12 protein-coding genes are annotated in these 17,559 nt (G+C 47.8%); 10 read left to right on the forward strand and 2 right to left on the reverse strand.

Features of this window, described 5'->3' with window-relative positions:
- The first annotated feature begins 10 nt into the window (after positions 1 to 10).
- The 10 genes from JXR92_RS04590 to JXR92_RS04635 all read left to right on the forward strand — a co-directional run bounded on the left by JXR92_RS04590 (position 11) and on the right by JXR92_RS04635 (position 15,769).
- Positions 11 to 1,588 carry a RagB/SusD family nutrient uptake outer membrane protein gene (locus tag JXR92_RS04590; protein WP_138345232.1) on the forward strand — a complete coding sequence of 526 codons (1,578 nt, stop codon included), beginning with the start codon at positions 11 to 13 and terminating at the stop codon, positions 1,586 to 1,588.
- 84 nt (positions 1,589 to 1,672) lie between these two features.
- On the forward strand, positions 1,673 to 4,327 hold the full coding sequence (locus tag JXR92_RS04595) for a family 43 glycosylhydrolase (protein ID WP_138345230.1): 2,655 nt from the start codon (positions 1,673 to 1,675) through the stop codon (positions 4,325 to 4,327).
- Positions 4,328 to 4,535: 208 nt separating this feature from the next.
- The gene (locus tag JXR92_RS04600; RefSeq protein WP_117964326.1) at positions 4,536 to 5,504 is read left to right on the forward strand and encodes a glycoside hydrolase family 43 protein; all 969 of its coding nucleotides are present in this window, start codon (positions 4,536 to 4,538) and stop codon (positions 5,502 to 5,504) included.
- Between the two features lie 3 nt (positions 5,505 to 5,507).
- Complete coding sequence (locus JXR92_RS04605) at positions 5,508 to 6,476, forward strand: glycoside hydrolase family 43 protein (protein WP_165491372.1); 969 nt, start codon at positions 5,508 to 5,510, stop codon at positions 6,474 to 6,476.
- Positions 6,473 to 8,536: a glycoside hydrolase family 172 protein gene (locus JXR92_RS04610; protein ID WP_226791285.1), complete on the forward strand. Its 2,064-nt coding sequence runs from the start codon at positions 6,473 to 6,475 to the stop codon at positions 8,534 to 8,536. The genes JXR92_RS04605 and JXR92_RS04610 overlap by 4 nt, the downstream gene beginning before the upstream one ends.
- Positions 8,537 to 8,547: 11 nt before the next feature.
- Positions 8,548 to 9,552: a family 43 glycosylhydrolase gene (locus JXR92_RS04615; RefSeq protein ID WP_119961994.1), complete on the forward strand. Its 1,005-nt coding sequence runs from the start codon at positions 8,548 to 8,550 to the stop codon at positions 9,550 to 9,552.
- A gap of 5 nt (positions 9,553 to 9,557) precedes the next feature.
- A complete protein-coding gene (locus JXR92_RS04620; protein ID WP_138345228.1) occupies positions 9,558 to 12,284 on the forward strand; it encodes a family 78 glycoside hydrolase catalytic domain in 2,727 nt (908 codons plus the stop codon).
- A gap of 33 nt (positions 12,285 to 12,317) precedes the next feature.
- Positions 12,318 to 14,348, forward strand: coding sequence for a hypothetical protein (locus JXR92_RS04625; protein ID WP_138345226.1), 2,031 nt, complete (start codon positions 12,318 to 12,320; stop codon positions 14,346 to 14,348).
- 29 nt (positions 14,349 to 14,377) lie between these two features.
- Positions 14,378 to 15,514 (forward strand): aldose epimerase family protein, encoded by a 1,137-nt coding sequence (locus JXR92_RS04630; protein WP_117878330.1) that lies wholly within the window; start codon positions 14,378 to 14,380, stop codon positions 15,512 to 15,514.
- Between the two features lie 63 nt (positions 15,515 to 15,577).
- Positions 15,578 to 15,769: a hypothetical protein gene (locus JXR92_RS04635; protein ID WP_226791286.1), complete on the forward strand. Its 192-nt coding sequence runs from the start codon at positions 15,578 to 15,580 to the stop codon at positions 15,767 to 15,769.
- Between the two features lie 71 nt (positions 15,770 to 15,840).
- Here JXR92_RS04635 and ybeY read toward each other — a convergent pair whose 3' ends face one another.
- Together ybeY and JXR92_RS04645 are read right to left on the reverse strand one after the other, a co-directional pair.
- Positions 15,841 to 16,254: an rRNA maturation RNase YbeY gene (gene ybeY, locus JXR92_RS04640; protein WP_005826129.1), complete on the reverse strand. Its 414-nt coding sequence runs from the start codon at positions 16,252 to 16,254 to the stop codon at positions 15,841 to 15,843.
- A 60-nt stretch (positions 16,255 to 16,314) separates the two neighbouring features.
- Positions 16,315 to 17,547: a nucleoside recognition domain-containing protein gene (locus JXR92_RS04645; RefSeq protein ID WP_117964322.1), complete on the reverse strand. Its 1,233-nt coding sequence runs from the start codon at positions 17,545 to 17,547 to the stop codon at positions 16,315 to 16,317.
- Between the last annotated feature and the right edge of the window lie 12 nt (positions 17,548 to 17,559).

Here is a 17,559-nt window from a genome sequence, read left to right on the forward strand (position 1 = left end):
CTTATAAATTATGAAAAAGATATATTATGGATTAATGCTTGCAGGTGCCTTGACGTTGTGCACCGGATGCAGTTCGAGTTTATTGGATATTGATAATCCCAATGAAGTAACCAATGATACTTATTGGAATAAGCCGGAAGATGCGACAGCCGGTGTTAATGCCTGCTACAGCTTCTTCTATAAGGAAGGCACTTGGATGCGTTGGCTCTCTTTCCGCTATGATTTAACTTCGGACGAAGGATGGAGCTCTTCTCCTTGGATTGAATTGGGCGACTGGACTCGTTTCCTTTACAACAACTATAATTTTTATGAAGGCAACAACATACATTGGGAACATTTCTATGTAGGTATTTTCCGTTGTAATCAGGTGTTGGCTCATGTTCCTTCTATTGAAATGGACGAGACTACGAAAAACCAGGTACTGGCACAAGCTTCTTTCTTGCGTGCATTGTGGTATTTTCAGGTAAATCTGTTGTGGGACAAAGGAACTATGCCGTTGGAGCCTAAAGATGCTTCTTATATACCGGAAGATGCTTCCGAGCAGGAAATATGGGACCAGGTAGAGAAAGATTTGACTTTTGCCATGCAGTATCTGCCGGAATCTTGGGATGCTGCCAATCTGGGACGTGCTACCAAAGGTGCTGCCAAGGCATTGTTGGGCAAGGCTTATATGCAACAACATAAGTATGACAAAGCAAAGGAACAATTGCAATGGTTGATTGATAAAGAGGGCTCTTTATACGGTCTTATCGCCAATCGTGAAGATAATTTCACTGACTTGGACGAGAACAACAAGGAGGGTATCTTTGAAATTCAGTTCGATGACCAGAACAAGGGTGGTACGGGTAATGATGCCAGTATGGCATTCGGTTTCCAGCGTACTCAGTTCTATGCTCCAAGTGGTATAGGTTGGGGAGATGGCAAGGCACGCCGTTGGTTGGTAGACGAGTTCTTGAAAGAGAAACGTGTGGATGGAAAGAATGACTTGCGCTTGTATAGTAGTATTCTTTATCGTGGATTCTCGCAGGACTTCCCAGACCAACCGAAGAAATATTATGGTGTTGAGAATGCAGATTGGAATGATAATTGGGGAACTGATCCGGAAGACTGTTATATCCGTAAATACAATACTTCGTACTATCGTACTGCAGAAGATTATTTTGCCCGTAATAATTATCGTATTATGCGTTATGCAGATATCCTGATGAACTATGCAGAGTGTCTTGTTGAAACGGGTACTAATCCTGCCGATGCTGCTGTTTATGTAGACAAGGTAAGAGAACGTGCTGGTCTGGCCAAGTTGAAAGACAGTCAGTGGAAAGACTGTTTGAGCTCTAAAGATGCCTTTATCAAGCGTCTGCAGATGGAACGTACTTTGGAACTCTGTTTCGAAGGTTGGCGTTGGGCTGACTTGAAGCGTTGGGGGTTACTTGATTCCCAGGCTGGAATTGATGAACTGAAAGCTCGTGATAAGGACTTTGACAACTTTATTGTCGGCAAGCACAGACGTCTGCCTATTCCAAGGGATGAGGTGGAAAACAGCACAGTAGGTGGTGTTGTACATCTTACTCAGAATCCTAACTATTAATAACTAAAGAAGGCTATGCCTGGAAGCCTGTTCTTATTCAGGATGCTTCCGGCATAGCCTTTTCTTTCTTAAATCTTATACCATATGCTTGTCTGTAAAAAACTACTATTATCATTCGCTTTTGCTTGCTGCGGTAGCTTGTTTGCGCAGAACATCCAGAATCCGGTACTTCCGGGAGTGGCGGATGCCGGCGTAATGAAATATAATGGCAAATATTATATTGGCGGGGTCCGTACAAACGGGGATTTCTATGTGTCTGATGACCTGGTTCATTGGGGGAAACCTATCCATGTTGTATCCATGGACAATGACTGGACCAGAGGCAGCGGAGCCGGAGATGACCAGATTCATGCCAATGACATGTTCTATCTGAATGGAGATTTTCATTTGTACTGGTCAGTCAATTATTGGGGGAAGGACAAGCATGCCGTTCACATTGTACATGCGCAGAGCAAAGATGTCTTGGGCGCTTATACAGAACCGAACAAGAAGACATGGATGGATAACCGTATCGACCCCAAAATATTCAGAGATGATGATGGACAACTATACATGTATATGGTACGTTTTACTGATGGAAATACCATATGGGGACGTAAAATGAAGAACCCGGCAGAATTTGCCGGCGAACCGGTGTGCCAGTTCGCCTCATTGCCGGATACATGGGAAACGATGGATAACAGAGTAGCGGAGGGACCGTGGGTCATGAAGTATAGAGACCGCTACTATATGATGTATAATGCCAACCACACCTCTACAGAGTGGGGCAATTATCAGTTGGGAGTTGCTGAGGCAGACTCTCCTTTAGGTTTTCAAAATGGTAATAAATATAGCTATCCGGTTGTAGGTTGCAATCAGACACAACTGGAGGAGAAGCAAGTGGATTTATTGCGGTATGGCCGCACGTATGAGCCGTTGTTTGCTTATACGGAGAGCAAGCCGGGAAGCGATTGGATAAAAGCGACCTACGATGACTCCGGCTGGGCGAGGGGGGAGACCGGCTTTTCGTCCCGTGAAGTGAAAGGTTCCACAATCCGGCATCTGGGTACCTTGTGGAATACGCACTCCTTATGGTTGCGAAAGACTTTCTTTGCCAGTAGCGAAACCGGCAATCTGGCATTGCGTGTCGCTCACGATGGAGATACCCGGATTTATCTGAACGGAACAATTATCTACGAGAAGCAGGGGCGTGATTATTGCATCGTAAACCTGGACAAGAAGCTGCGTGCTGCTTTGAAGGAAGGCACGAATCTGCTTGCCGTAGAAACAAACAAGGGACGTTCGCAATTCTTCGACGTTTCTCTGTTCGATATGAAAGACGGCATTGCCGATGATATTCTGATGACTCCCGGTCAGCCCAATATTTTGAGAGGTCCCAACGGATTTGAATGGTGGCTGATTTATATGGCAAACAAGAACGATGAGCATCGGGGACAATATATCAACCGTGTCCAGTTCTTCGACAAGACTTTGTTTGTGGACGGTATCACTGGTCCACGTACGGCGGGTTATCATCCCGAACCTTCGATGCCCACGTTTGCGGGTAAAGGCGAAACTGCTTCGTTCGGTGTGCTGAAGCAAGTACAGCCGTCCGTGGCTTACTTGTTCGAGACAGGAGTCAAGACCGAGGGTGGAGCCGGTGTCATTGCTTGGTGGAAGGATGCAGATAACTGTGCCTATGTAGGTTTGGATGCCGAGAACCGGAGCTGGTACCTGCGTACACTTGTCGGCGGTAAAGAAAATAAGGAATCTTATGCCCTGCCGGAAGATTTCCGTTGGGGGGTGTATCATCATCTGCGCATTGAGCGTAATGGTGGCTGTCTGAAGATTTGGCTGGATGAGATTCCCGTACCGGGAAAACATGTCTTTGCAGAGGCTGTTCCGGCAGAAGAAGCGGGTGTTCCCGGAGTATTTGATGAGACAAAGTCTGCTTTGTTCGAAGGGACTACCTATACCATCGGTTTCGATGATGTGCATTTTCAGCTTTCGGAGAATGAGGAGTTGTTGAAAGGCGATTTCCTGAACGATTATGAATTCAGCTTCCAGTTATCCGGCTTGTCCGGACAAGACAAGGCAGGAAGCTATCCGGTTTATGTGGATAAGGATAACTATGTGAAGGCTCAGTTTAATGGTGCTACCCGTATGCTTGAGGTGACAGCTGTGAAGAAGGGGAAAAACGCTTGGAAAAAGGAGTTTTCACTAGGATGCCTGCAAACATTCTATCCGGATGTGAAGTATACCGACTTCATTGAGAAAGATTATCGTTTTGCTGTACCTACGTGGCTGGATACCCTTTACCTGAACCGTCATGAAGCAGGTAACAAGTCCGAATTTGTAGATGACATGTTCGGCAAATTCGACATAGAGTACCTGAATGGCAGCGAATGGTATCCGATAGAGAGCAAAAGTGGGGGAGTAGCAGAACATCCTGCGTATAATTATTGTACCTTTACTCCGGTGAAGGCAGAAGGTATCCGGTTCATTAACAAGGAGGCGGAAGATTTGGAACGCCATATCTATAAGATAGGCGTACACGAGTTGTGGAAAGACTCCTATAATTTTCGTGCAGTACGCCGGGCAGACAAACTGTATCTGTTTGTGGACGGCAGGGAATTGGGTACGTTAGACATCCGCTACCCTGCGTCCCGCATCGGATTCTGTTCGGAGGGCGAATCTCCTGCCTATAAGGGAGTGCTGTATTATCACATAGGGCAGGTTCCCAATCAGGTGAAGCCTTGATTGGATGTTGGAACCGCATTTTGTCTTGAAATTTGCACATCGAATGATAAAACTGTAATATGTTGGTAATCAGTGTGCTTAAATTACTCTTATCTAAGTATACGACTGAGGGAACCTAAGTATATGACTGAGACCTCTTCACTATACGAGGAGATGACGAAATGAGTTTGATGTAAATATTTATTTTGAAATAGAAACCATGAGAATCATGAAAAAGAATTTTATATGTATGTATTTGTTTCTGTCGGCTACGCTGGCTTCCTGTCAGTCCTGCTCTTCAGACTATAAGGATGTGGACGATATTGTTGTCGAAGGAGTTGAAACACCGGTACCTTTGGGCGACCCGTTCATCATGTTGTACGAGGGTACTTACTATGCATACGGCACCCATGCGGATGACGGCATTGAAGTCTATACCTCCGATGATTTGCAGACTTGGAAGTATAAGGGCATGGCGCTCCAAAAGAAGGATGTCTGGGCCGACCGTTGGTTCTGGGCGCCGGAGGTCTACGAAGTGAACGGGAAGTTCTATATGTACTATTCGGCAGACGAGCATATCTGTGTGGCAACAGCCGATTCGCCCGCAGGTCCGTTCACTCAGAGCAAGAAGGAGCCCCAGATTGCCGATGAGAAATGCATTGATAACTCCCTGTTCATTGATGACGACGGCACACCTTATCTCTTTTTCGACCGTTTCAACGACGGACTCAACATTTGGGTGGCCGAATTGGAGAAAGACCTCATGACTATCAAGAAGGAGACCATGCATCCTTGCATTCACGTTTCTCAGGCATGGGAGGAAGTGTGGCCTCGTGTGAATGAAGGTCCGTTTGTCGTCAAGCACAACGGAATTTATTATATGACTTATTCCGCCAACAGTTATGAAAGTCCCTTCTACGGCATAGGTTGCGCCACGGCTACCGATTTGATGGGTACTTGGACCAAATACGAGGAGAACCCCTTGTTGCAGAAACCCGGAGAACTGGTCGGGGTGGGACACAGTGCCACCTTCACAGACAAGGCTGGCAAGCTTCGTCTTGTTTTCCATGCTCATAAGGACAAGAACAATATCCATCCGCGCGCCATGTATATCACTGATGTTTCTTTCGAGAAAGTGGACGGTGTGGACCGTATGAGAATCAGCAAGGACTATATGACCCCCAAAGTAGTAAAATAAAAGATGGATATGGAGAAAAATTGTATATGGTTGCTGTTGCTTTGTCTTTGTTTTGCCGGATGCAAGGAGAAGACGGTTGTAGAATCAGACTATCTGCCGATTGCCGACCCTTACGTGATGCTTTACGAAGGCAAGTACTATGCTTACGGCACCGGAGGTACGGTAGAAGGGGAGGGCTTTGCCTGCTTCTCTTCCGATGACCTGAAGAACTGGACGCGTGAAGGCCAGGCGTTGTCGGCCGCCGACTCCTACGGTACGTGGGGATTCTGGGCTCCGGAAGTCTGCTATATCGAGTCGAAGAAAAAGTTTTACTTGTTCTACTCCACCGAAGAGCATATTTGTGTGGCAACGGCAGATACTCCCCAAGGCCCGTTCCGTCAGGAGGTGAAGCAGCCTATATGGGATGAGAAGAGCATTGATACTTCTCTCTTCATCGACGATGACGGCACGCCTTACCTTTATTTCGTGCGTTTCACAGATGGCAATGTCATTTGGGTGGCAGAAATGAATGATGATTTGACCGGCATCAAGCAGGAAACGTTGACGGAGTGCATTAAAGTGGGAGAGCCTTGGGAACTTTCGCAGGACAAGCCTGCCAAGGTGGCCGAAGGCCCTTCCGTCCTGAAAAAAGAGGGCATTTATTACCTGATTTATTCAGCCAATCACTTTGAAAGCAAAAATTACGGAGTGGGCTACGCAACTTCAGACAGTCCTATGGGACCGTGGAAGAAATACGAGGAAAACCCGATTTTGCAACGTGCCGACGGTTTGATGGGTACCGGACACGGAGCGCCCTTCCGTTGCAAAGACGGCAGTTGGAAATATATTTTCCATGCACACTGGGATTCCACGAAGGTACAGCCGCGTACTTCGTACATCAAGGATTTTGCCATTTCCGACCAGAGAACGGTTTCTATCGGTGGCCCTCTTATCCGTCCGCAGGTATTAACTGATAATCTGACATCAAAATGAAAAAAGGACTGTTTTATTATATGCTGATAGCATGCCTCTGTGCTTGTCAAAAGAAGGCAGAAACAATCTCTACTGCTTCTTTATTGAAAGAAATGGTGGATTGTGAAGCATTGGCAAAGTATCCTGAACCTTATTATGAAACCAGGCAGTTCAGTAGTTACGACCGGGCGTCTGTCAAAAAAGATAGTGTCTCTTGGTATGCCAATTGTGACCGAAGCCAGTTTCTGCGCGTTGATTCCATTGACGGACGGAGAGAGTTTGTTCTGGTTGATACGGACGGTCCGGGAGCTATCACTCGCTTTTGGGTGACTGTAGCCGCATATTCGGATAAAGGAACCCTGCGTTTTTATCTTGATAATCAGGAGGTTCCCGAAATAGAAGGGGAGGTTCTGGGCATATTGAGCGGACATGCTCTGGTAGATGCGCCTCTTTCGGCTTCTGTATCGGAACTGACGGACTATAAGCAGAGGGGACATAATCTGTATCTGCCCATACCTTATGCCAAGCATTGCAAGATTACCTATGAAAGTCCTTCCATCAAGGAACCCGGCGAGTTTTCCGAAGAATGCTTCTATTACAACATCAATTACCGTACTTATGCAGAAGGAACGTCTGTAGCCACTTTCTCTAAGGAGGACATCAAGCAGAATGCGAAATTACTGGCAGATGTACAACGAAAACTGACTGTATCCCGGAGGGAAATAGGAGGATTGCAGAAAGAACCGATGCTTCGGAGTGTGCTGGCTGCCGGTGAAGAGCGGGATATGACCCTTTCCGGTCCGGGTGCTGTTCGCCGTCTGGACGTAAAGCTGCATGCCGGAGACTTTGACCAGGCATTGCGTTCTACGGTTCTGCGTATTTCTTTTGATGGAAACGAAACTGTATGGGTACCGGTAGGAGACTTTTTCGGAAGCGGGAACCGTCTTTCTCCGTTTCAGACTTTTTATACCGAAGTAACATCCGATTCACTGTTTTCTTGCTTTTGGGTAATGCCCTATCAGAAAGATTGCAGGATTGCATTGCAGAATGTGGGGACGGACGAGGTTGAGGCTTCTCTGACTGCATACACCTCGGCTTGGAAATGGGATGAAAGAAGTATGTACTTCGGTGCGGGGTGGACGGAGTTCTCTCATCTGCATACCCGTACAAATCCGGATAAGCCTACGACAGACGACCACTTTGAAGTAAATTTCGTGAAACTGACCGGCAGAGGAGTATATGTGGGCGATGGGGTAACCTTGTTCAACTCCTTGGCCGACTGGTGGGGCGAAGGTGATGAAAAAGTGTATGTGAACGGTGAGGAATTTCCTTCGCACTTCGGCACCGGTACGGAAGACTATTACGGTTATGCCTGGTGCATGCACAATGCTTTCAGCCATCCGTTTATTGCCGAGCCGGATGGAACAGGCTCCACTCAGTGTGGGCACGTCTCCAATGTGCGCTATCGTGGTTTGGATGCCATTCCTTTCAGCAAGTCATTGACGTTTGACATGGAGATATGGCATTGGGGCAGTACGGTCATCAACTATGCTCCTACTACTTTCTGGTATATGCTGCCCGGTGGAGAATCCAACCGCAAGGCGGAAGCTGCTAAAGCATCTGCGGATATTGCAAAGCATAAGAATGATCTGGTGAGCAATGTAGCCGTTGCCGGAAGGAAGGTGGAAGGCGAATATTTGGATATTCGGCTGACCGGAGGAATTGAAAGATCGCAAAGTATACCTGCCATGAACTGGAGTAACGGTGCCCAGTTCTTTTGGGCTGAAGCAAAGGAAGGCGATAAAGCTTCCTTAGGCTTTAAAGTCGACAAGGGAGGCAATTATCGGTTGAAAATAGCTTTTACGGTAGCACCGGATTATGGTTGTATAGATTTGTACCTGAACAACCATAAACTGAAAGAAAACCTGAATCTGTATAGTACCGGGCTGGCAACGAATGTATTGGATTTGGGGACAGTTACTTTGCAAGACGGCTCTAATGAACTGCTGATTATACAAAAAAAAGCTGATAGCCGTTCTGCGAATTCATTGTTGGGCATGGATTATTTAATAATACAATAATTAAGGATAATATGAAGAAACAAATTCTGATGTTTGCATTATGTTGCCTGACGGCATGCTCTTCGTCGTCGGCGACAAAAGAAAACGAGCCGGAAGAACAGCCGAAGAATGTCTATCGCAATCCGGTGATAAACTACAGTTTGCCCGACCCTTCTGTGATAAAGGGCGGTGACGGCTACTACTATCTGTATGCCACCGAGGACATACGTAATCTGCCGATTCACCGTTCCAGGAATCTGGTGGATTGGGAATATGTAGGTACTGCCTTTACCGACCGTACCCGACCTGATTTTGAGCCGAACGGCGGTTTGTGGGCACCGGACATCAACAAGATAGGTGATAAATACGTACTCTACTATTCCATGTCCGTTTGGGGAGGCGAGTGGAATTGCGGCATCGGTTGTGCCACTGCTGATAAACCGGAGGGACCTTTCAAGGACCACGGGAAGATGTTCCGCAGCAATGAAATCAATGTGCAGAATTCCATCGACCCTTTCTACATAGAGGAGGGAGGAAAGAAATATCTTTTCTGGGGCAGCTTCCGTGGAATCTATGCGATTGAACTGTCCGATGACGGCTTGTCTTTGAAGGAAGGTGCCACACCGCAGCAAGTGGCGGGAACCGCTTACGAGGGTACTTATATCCATAAGAAAGACGGACATTACTATTTCTTTGCTTCCATAGGAAGTTGCTGTGAGGGGTTGAACAGTACCTACACTACCGTTGTAGGGCGTTCGGACAATCTTTTCGGCCCCTACGTCGACAAGAAAGGCGGTAGCATGATGGACAACAAGCACGAAGTGCTGATTCAGAAAAGCAATACCTTTGTGGGCACCGGCCATAACTCCGAGATTGTGACGGACAATGCCGGTAATGACTGGTTCTTCTATCATGCGGTGAGCACGAAGAATCCTGAAGGCCGCGTATTGATGCTGGATAAGATTAGCTGGGAAGACGGATGGCCGACAGTAGAAGGCTCCGTTGCATCTACAGAATCGGAGAAACCTGAATTCTGACGAGTATGAAGAATTTTATTTTAGTATCCTTGTTGGCCTTGCTTATGATGGGCTGTAAAACATCGAATGGAGGTGCCTTGGAAATAGTGGAACCTACCGTTGAAATGCGGGATAATCCCGAAGGAGTAGCTTCGTTTGCTCCCCGTTTCTCATGGCAGTTGGCAACCGGCAAGCAGGATGTGATGCAGACTGCTTATCAGATTGAAGTGGCAGATTCGGAAAAGAGTTTGCAGACCGGGGCCGGGCTGGTATGGAACAGTGGTCGTGTGGAGTCCGACCAGTCGGTGCTGGTGAAATATGCAGGGGCGCCTTTGGAGTCGGGACAGAAATATTATTGGCGTGTCACGGTATGGACAAATACCGGTGACAAAGCGCAAAGCAATGTCCGGCACTGGTCAATGTCCTTGCTGGACAGTTCGGACTGGAAAGCCGGCTGGATTGGACTGAACGACAGTACAAACTTGAAACTGGACGGTGAGCGGACCATCCTTCCGGCACGTTATCTGCGGAAGGAGTTTGATTTGCCGTCACAGCCGAAGCGTGCAGTCCTTTATGTTTCGGGAGTAGGCTCTTCCGTATGCTATATGAATGGCGAGAGGATTGGAAATGATGTATTCGGTCCTTTGCCTACCTGGTACGATGCTTCTGTATCTTACCTGACTTATGATGTCACCCCCTTGTTGAAGTCCGGTACCAATGCGATAGGCGTGGCTCTGGGCAACGGCCGCTATCTTTCCATGCGCGCCAATGGGATGGTAGGTTTTGGTTTGCCCCGTCTCATGGCGCAGTTGAATATAGAGTGCGACAATGGTGAGACGGTGTCGGTAGTCAGCGATGATTCCTGGAAAGCGACGAACCACGGTCCTATAACTGCGAACAACGAATTTGACGGTGAACATTACGATGCCCGCTTGGAATTGGGTAAATGGACGGAAAGCGGCTATGATGATTCCGGATGGCAGTTGGCCGAACGGATGGAGGCTCCCAAAGGAAAACTTGTGGCACAGCTCTCTCCGAGTCTGAAGGTGATGGAGGAGATAAAGCCAATATCCGTTAAATCGGTAGGTGATGGAAGATATATCGTGGATATGGGGCAGAATATGGTAGGAATACAGCAGGTGAAACTGCGTGGCAAGAAGGACAAGCCCATTACTATGCGTTTTGCCGAAGTGCTGAAGGACAATGGTACGGAACTGTATCTTGACAACCTGCGCAGTGCCCTTGTCACGGATATTTATACTCCTGCCGCTGACGGTGAGTTTGTTTGGGAACCGTTGTTTGTTTACCATGGTTTCCGTTTTATGGAAATATCCGGTTTGGACTATGAACCGGCAGCGGATGATTTCACCGGTAAGGTGGTGTATGATGAAATGGCAACGAACGGTACGTTCGAGACTTCCGAGGAGTTGATTAACAGACTTCACAAGAATGCCTATTGGGGAATCCGTGGAAACTATCGCGGTATGCCTACCGACTGCCCCCAGCGTGATGAACGTCTTGGATGGCTGGGCGACCGCACTACTGGTGCCTATGGTGAAAGTTTCATTTTCGGCAATGCCTTGATGTATAAGAAGTGGCTGGTGGATATAGAAGAGTCCATGAATGAAAATGGAAGTATCTCTGTGGTATCTCCCCGTTACTGGACCATCTTCCATGATGACGTGACTTGGCCGGCTGCCTATTTTTACGTAGCCGACATGCTTTACCGCCAGTTTGGCGATGATAGCTCCATCAAAGAGCGCTATCCGTCCATGAAGCGCTGGGTAAACCACATGACGGAGACCAAAATGAAGGACTATATTCTGGTGAAGGATGAATACGGGGATTGGTGCATGCCTCCCGAGTCGCCGGAGCTGATTCATTCGGAGGACCCTGCCCGGAAGACGAACGGCGAAGTGCTGAGTACAACGGTGTTTTACAGCATTCTGCAACTGATGGAGAAGTTCGCGCAAATGAACGGACTTCCGGCAGATGCTGAAGAGTATGCAGCACTTGCCATTAAGGTCAAGGACGCTTATAACAAGAAATTCTTCAATCCCGGGACTGCACAGTATGACAACAATACGGTGACGGCAAACCTGCTTTCCCTCAGACTGGGCCTGGTTCCCGACGGATATGAAGATAAAGTATTTGCCAATGTCGTGGAGAAGACGGAAAAAGACTGTAAGGGACATGTCAGTGCCGGTGTGCTTGGCATCCAGCATCTGATGCGCGGACTTACCGAGTACGGTGGACTGGAACTTGCCTATAAGATAGTGACCAATGACACTTATCCCTCATGGGGCTACATGATTAAGAAGGGTGCAACCACCATTTGGGAATTATGGAATGGTGACACGGCAAATCCGGCGATGAATTCAAGAAACCATGTGATGCTTTTGGGAGATCTGCTGATATGGTTCTATGAGGATCTTGCCGGCATAAAGAATACTCCCGCTTCCGTCGGGTTCAAGCAGATTCTGATGGAACCGGTATTCCCGGAAAAACTGAATTATGTGAATGCTTCGCATGTATCGCCTTATGGCAGAATAGGAAGTTCCTGGAAACGTGATGGCAATAAGCTGGAGTGGAACGTTGAGATTCCTGCCAATACAACCGCTACGGTCAAGCTGCCGCTTGACTTCCATGTACAGGTAGATGCCGGTCAGGCGGGGATTCATTCCGTGGAGGAGGCTGACGGTAAGCTGGTAGTCGAATTGGGCTCCGGCAAATATGTATTCATGTCTGAATGATATTTTTCTAACAACAATAAAACAGATGTAACTATGAGACTAAAAAGATTGTTTTTGGGGGTAATGCTTTTGGCGAGCATTACGGGTGCCGGAGCGGCAAATGCTGCTCCGGAAGACATCTCTGCTTCTATTTCCTTGAAAGTGCCGGGGAATGATGCCAAGCAATATCCGCTGGCCTTGCAGAAGATGCAGGATGGTATGTACAGCTGCCGGGCTTCGGAAACGTTGCCGTTGGACATCATCCGCCAGGTGGTGGACAAGGATGGCAAACAGCGCATTACCGTCACACTCAAGGCGCTGGAAAATGTGTATTTCAACTACGGGGAACAGATAAAGACCGGTTACAAGCATTCGGACTGCCAGTTCTACATGCCGGGCTTCTGGTATCGCCGCAACCTGCGTTCGCCGAAGGAGGCTCCTTCTTTCCACACATCGGACAGTTGGCTGGTGCGTGAGGACCGTTTGAGCACTCCGCTGACGGCAGCTTTCAATCCGGCAAGCGGTACGTCCATGTCGGTTATCCGTATTGACAAGTTCGACAAGGAAGCTTTGACCACTCATAAGGAAGGAGAGGTAATCTTGTCCGGCGAGACTTCCATCGGATATACCGGTTTCTGCAATGTGGATGGTATGACTGTCTTGGCATACGGTTTCCCCTATAAGGAAGCACCGAAGACATATATCCGCAAATTGACGTTGGCTCCTGCCGTTGAGGCTTTCCAGTTGCTGCGTAAGGGCGACAGCATCTCCATGACTTGGGAGGTGTCCGAAAGGAATGCTGCCGATTTCTCGGAATGCGTACAGCGCACCTGGGAGTATTGTTATGACACTAACCGCCCGAAACCGGTTGACACACCTTACACGGTAGACCGCATGAAGGAGGTGATGAGCAACTTCTTTGTGGAAAGCTATGTCAGCAATACCCCCACTCATTATTACTCCGGTGTAGAGTTGGAGACTGCTACTTGTGCCAATACCGATGTTGCCGAAGTGGGCTTTGTGGGACGTACGTTGCTGAACGCTTTCAATGCTTTGGAGTATGGCAAACAGCAGAATCGCCAAGACCTGGTGGATAATGCCAACCATATCTTTGACACTTATCTCCAGAATGGTTTTTCGCCTGCCGGTTTCTTCAACGAAGTGGTACACTACAACCGCGGCTTCAAGGAAACCAGACATAGCATCCGCCGTCAGTCCGAGGGAGTGTATGCCATCTTGAACTATTTGAACTACGAGAAACAGCAGAAGCGTAAACACCCCGAATGGGAGAAACGCATCAAGGGCATGCTGGACAGCTTCCTCAAGTTGCAGAACGAGGACGGCAGCTTCCCGCGCAAGTTCAAGGATGATTTCTCTATCGTGGATGCCAGCGGTGGTAGCACGCCTTCGGCAACATTGCCTTTGGTGATGGCGTCCAAGTATTTCAAAGACAAGCGTTATCTGGCAAGCGCCAAGCGTACGGTAGACTATCTGGAGAAGGAACTGATATCCAAAGCCGATTATTTCTCTTCTACGCTGGATGCCAACTGCGAGGACAAGGAAGCCTCCTTGTATGCTGCTACGGCTGCTTATTACCTGGCTTTGGTTACCAAAGGAGAAGAGCGTGCACACTATGCCGGTCTGGCAAAGAAAGCCGCTTATTTTGCGTTGTCGTGGTATTATACCTGGGATGTTCCTTTTGCCGAAGGTCAGATGCTGGGAGATATCGGCTTGAAAACCCGTGGTTGGGGAAATGTGTCGGTAGAGAATAACCATATCGATGTATTTATCTTCGAATTTGCCGATGTGCTGCATTGGCTCTCCAAAGAGTACAACGAGCCGCGCTTCTCTGACTTTGCCGAGGTGATATCCACTTCCATGCGCCAGTTACTGCCGTATGAAGGACACATGTGTGGCATTACCAAAGTAGGCTATTACCCGGAAGTGGTGCAGCATACCAATTGGGATTACGGACGTAACGGAAAGGGATATTACAACAATATCTTCGCTCCGGGCTGGACGGTTGCTTCTTTGTGGGAGTTGTTCACTCCGGGACGTGCGGAGCAGTTCTTGTTGAAAAAATGATAGTCTAAACAGTAACCAATATTGTATTTATGAATAAGATGATGACTTTGTTGGCAAGCGTGATGCTATTGGCATCGGCTTGCACGGGCAAACAGGCGAGTGAAAAGACTGCTTCTGGACTGGAACCTGCGAACTTCCGTACGGAAGTGGATGGCAAGCAGACAGACTTGTTTGTTTTGGAGAATAAGAATGGTATGGAAGTTTGTATTACGAATTTCGGTGGACGTATTGTATCAGTAATGGTGCCGGACAAGGATGGCGTTATGCGTGATGTGGTGCTGGGCTTCGATTCCATTCAGGACTACATCAAGTTCCCTTCGGATTTCGGCGCTACCATCGGACGTTATGCCAACCGTATCAACCAGGGTAAGATTACAGTGGATGGGGTAGAGTATCAGCTGCCGCGCAACAATTACGGTCATTGCCTGCATGGAGGTCCCAAGGGATACCAATATCAAGTGTTCGATGCCCGCCAGTTGAGCAGTCAGGTTCTGGAGTTGACTTATCTGTCGAAAGACGGAGAGGAGGGCTTCCCGGGTAACCTGACCTGCAAGGTCACTTTCTCGCTGACAGATGACGATGCCATCGACATTCGTTACAGTGCCGAAACGGACCGTACCACTGTTGTCAATATGACGAACCATTCTTACTTTAACCTGGACGGTGACCCCTCCAAGTCCAATTCGGATTATCTGCTCACTATTGATGCAGATGCTTATACCCCCGTGGACAGTACCTTCATGACTACCGGTGAGATTGTTTCCGTAGAAGGTACGGATATGGATTTCCGCACTCCTACTGCTGTTGGCGCCCGTATCGACAATGACTTTGAGCAGTTGAAGAACGGCAAGGGCTATGACCACAACTGGGTACTCAATACGAAGGGCGATGTCACCCGCCCGTGTGCCACCCTCGAATCTCCCTCAACGGGTATTGTGCTTGATGTCTATACCAACGAACCGGGCATTCAGATTTATGCCGGTAACTTCCTGGATGGCACACTGACCGGAAAGAAAGGTATTGTGTACGGTCATCGTGCTTCTGTCTGTCTGGAGACTCAAAAGTATCCCGATACGCCCAACAAGCCGGAATGGCCTTCTGCATTGCTGAAGCCGGGAGAGAAGTATGACAGCCATTGCATTTATCGCTTCTCGGTGAAGAAATAAATATAAGGCAGGCATAGCCTGCCTTTATGGGATGGATATAAATATGACAAGAAGCCTGAAGTATTGAGGCGTACGTTTGTTTGTCCCTATATCTTTGGTGACGGAGAGGAACATTCCATCATTTCCCATTGGAAGTATAATGATGGTTATGGCAGTGTTGAACTTATTAGAGTAACTATAGATGGTGTGGATGCCCGCATCGAATCAGGAACAGACAAATATCACCCGTTAGTTGTCGTTGTGTTGGCAAAGTAACTTGTTTTTCTTAAATACTCTGTCTTGGTAAAATCAGCACTTTATCAAGACAGAGTTTTTATTCTTTGGAATTACCGCATCGCCAGCGCCTTATTCTCCGCCTCCTCCATAATCTCCCGTTCTCCCGGCCCTTTGTCATTGATTCCGCAAAGGTGGAGGATGCCGTGGATGATGACCCGGTACAGTTCACGTTCGTAGTTGTTATCGGCGAACTGTTCCGCATTGGTGCGTACGGTATCGAGGCTGATGAAGAGGTCACCGCTAAGGCGGTTGCCTTCACAGTAGTCGAAAGTGATGATATCTGTGTAATAATCGTGTTGCAGATATTGGCGGTTCACTTCGAGTATCTTCTCGTCCGAGCAGAAGATATAGGCTATTTCACCGACTCTTTTTCCGTAAGTGGCGGCTACGGATTTTATCCATTCCGTTGTTTCACGTTTCTTGATGGAGGGCATTTCAACGCCGTCTGTCTGATAACTAATCATTTTATTTACAATTTTACGATTTACGATTGAAATTACATTCCTGTGATTAAGACAGTTTCTTTAGAAGAAGAACATATAACTGATAATAATCGCTGCAATGATGCCGGAGAAATCGGCAATCAGCCCACACGTCACGGCATTCCTCGTTTTGGTGATACCTACGCTGCCGAAATACACAGCAAGAATATAGAATGTGGTGTCCGAAGCGCCACGTGCCACGCAACTCATGCGTCCTACAAATGAATCGGCGCCATACTGTTTCATGGTGTCAATCATCAGTCCGTTGGCACCGCTGCCGCTCAGTGACTTCATCAGGGCAGTGGGTAGGGCACCTACAAAGCTGGTATCTACACTGAATAGTCCTACTACATAACCGATACCGTTCACCAGTATATCCATGGCGCCGGAAGTGCGGAAAACGGCGATTCCAACGAGAAAAGCAACCAGATAAGGGATAATGCGTATGGCAGTGGTGAAGCCTTCTTTGGCCCCTTCGATGAAGGCATCGTATACATTGATTTTTTTCCATAGCCCCCAGAGGATGAACAGCAGGATGATGGAGAACAGCAGTATGTTGGCAATTAAAGTGGAATATACACCCATTTCATCACGGCTAATCTGTGTGAACAGATAAATGAGCGCGGCAAAGAAAAGGCTGATGCAGCCAATCAGGATAAGTATGGGCTTGTTCAACAGGTTGATGCGTTGTGCAATGCTGACGGCAATGACACCGACAATGGTCGAGATGGCGGTCGTTATCAGTGTGGGGATAAAGATGTCCGTGGGTTGGGCGGCACCCATCTGCGAGCGGTACATCATGATGCTGACGGGGATAAGTATCAGTCCTGAAGTGTTGAGTACAAGGAACATGACCATCGGATTGGTGGCGGTGTCCTTTTTAGGGTTCAGTTCCTGGAGTTCCTTCATGGCTTTCAGTCCCATCGGAGTAGCGGCATTGTCCAGCCCCAGCATGTTGGCAGAGAGATTCATGAAAATGGAGCCCATGGCAGGATGTCCTTTCGGTATTTCGGGAAAGAGACGGCAGAATACCGGACTCAGCCAACGGGAGAGGGCATTGATCATGCCGCTGTTTTCGCCTATTTTCATCACGCCGAGCCAGAGGGCGAGTATTCCTGTCAGTCCCAGGGATATTTCAAAAGCTGTTTTGGAAGAGGAGAAGGTGGAGTTGACGAGTTCTGTGAATATCTCCACATCACCCATAAAGATGAGTTTGCAGAGGGCTACGATGAATGCGATGACGAAGAAAGCTACCCAGATGTAATTTAAAACCATGTATCGTTACTT

This window comes from Bacteroides parvus, from assembly GCF_017309675.2.
Taxonomy (GTDB): Bacteria; Bacteroidota; Bacteroidia; order Bacteroidales; family Bacteroidaceae; genus Bacteroides; species Bacteroides uniformis.

Coding starts and splice junctions, on each gene's coding strand:
- ybeY (WP_005826129.1), bottom strand. CDS start 16,254: ATGATTAGTTATCAGACAGACGGCGTTGAAATGCCCTCCATCAAGAAA.
- JXR92_RS04595 (WP_138345230.1), top strand. CDS start 1,673: ATGCTTGTCTGTAAAAAACTACTATTATCATTCGCTTTTGCTTGCTGC.
- JXR92_RS04610 (WP_226791285.1), top strand. CDS start 6,473: ATGAAAAAAGGACTGTTTTATTATATGCTGATAGCATGCCTCTGTGCT.
- JXR92_RS04645 (WP_117964322.1), bottom strand. CDS start 17,547: ATGGTTTTAAATTACATCTGGGTAGCTTTCTTCGTCATCGCATTCATC.
- JXR92_RS04620 (WP_138345228.1), top strand. CDS start 9,558: ATGAAGAATTTTATTTTAGTATCCTTGTTGGCCTTGCTTATGATGGGC.
- JXR92_RS04590 (WP_138345232.1), top strand. CDS start 11: ATGAAAAAGATATATTATGGATTAATGCTTGCAGGTGCCTTGACGTTG.
- JXR92_RS04625 (WP_138345226.1), top strand. CDS start 12,318: ATGAGACTAAAAAGATTGTTTTTGGGGGTAATGCTTTTGGCGAGCATT.
- JXR92_RS04615 (WP_119961994.1), top strand. CDS start 8,548: ATGAAGAAACAAATTCTGATGTTTGCATTATGTTGCCTGACGGCATGC.
- JXR92_RS04605 (WP_165491372.1), top strand. CDS start 5,508: ATGGATATGGAGAAAAATTGTATATGGTTGCTGTTGCTTTGTCTTTGT.
- JXR92_RS04630 (WP_117878330.1), top strand. CDS start 14,378: ATGAATAAGATGATGACTTTGTTGGCAAGCGTGATGCTATTGGCATCG.
- JXR92_RS04600 (WP_117964326.1), top strand. CDS start 4,536: ATGAAAAAGAATTTTATATGTATGTATTTGTTTCTGTCGGCTACGCTG.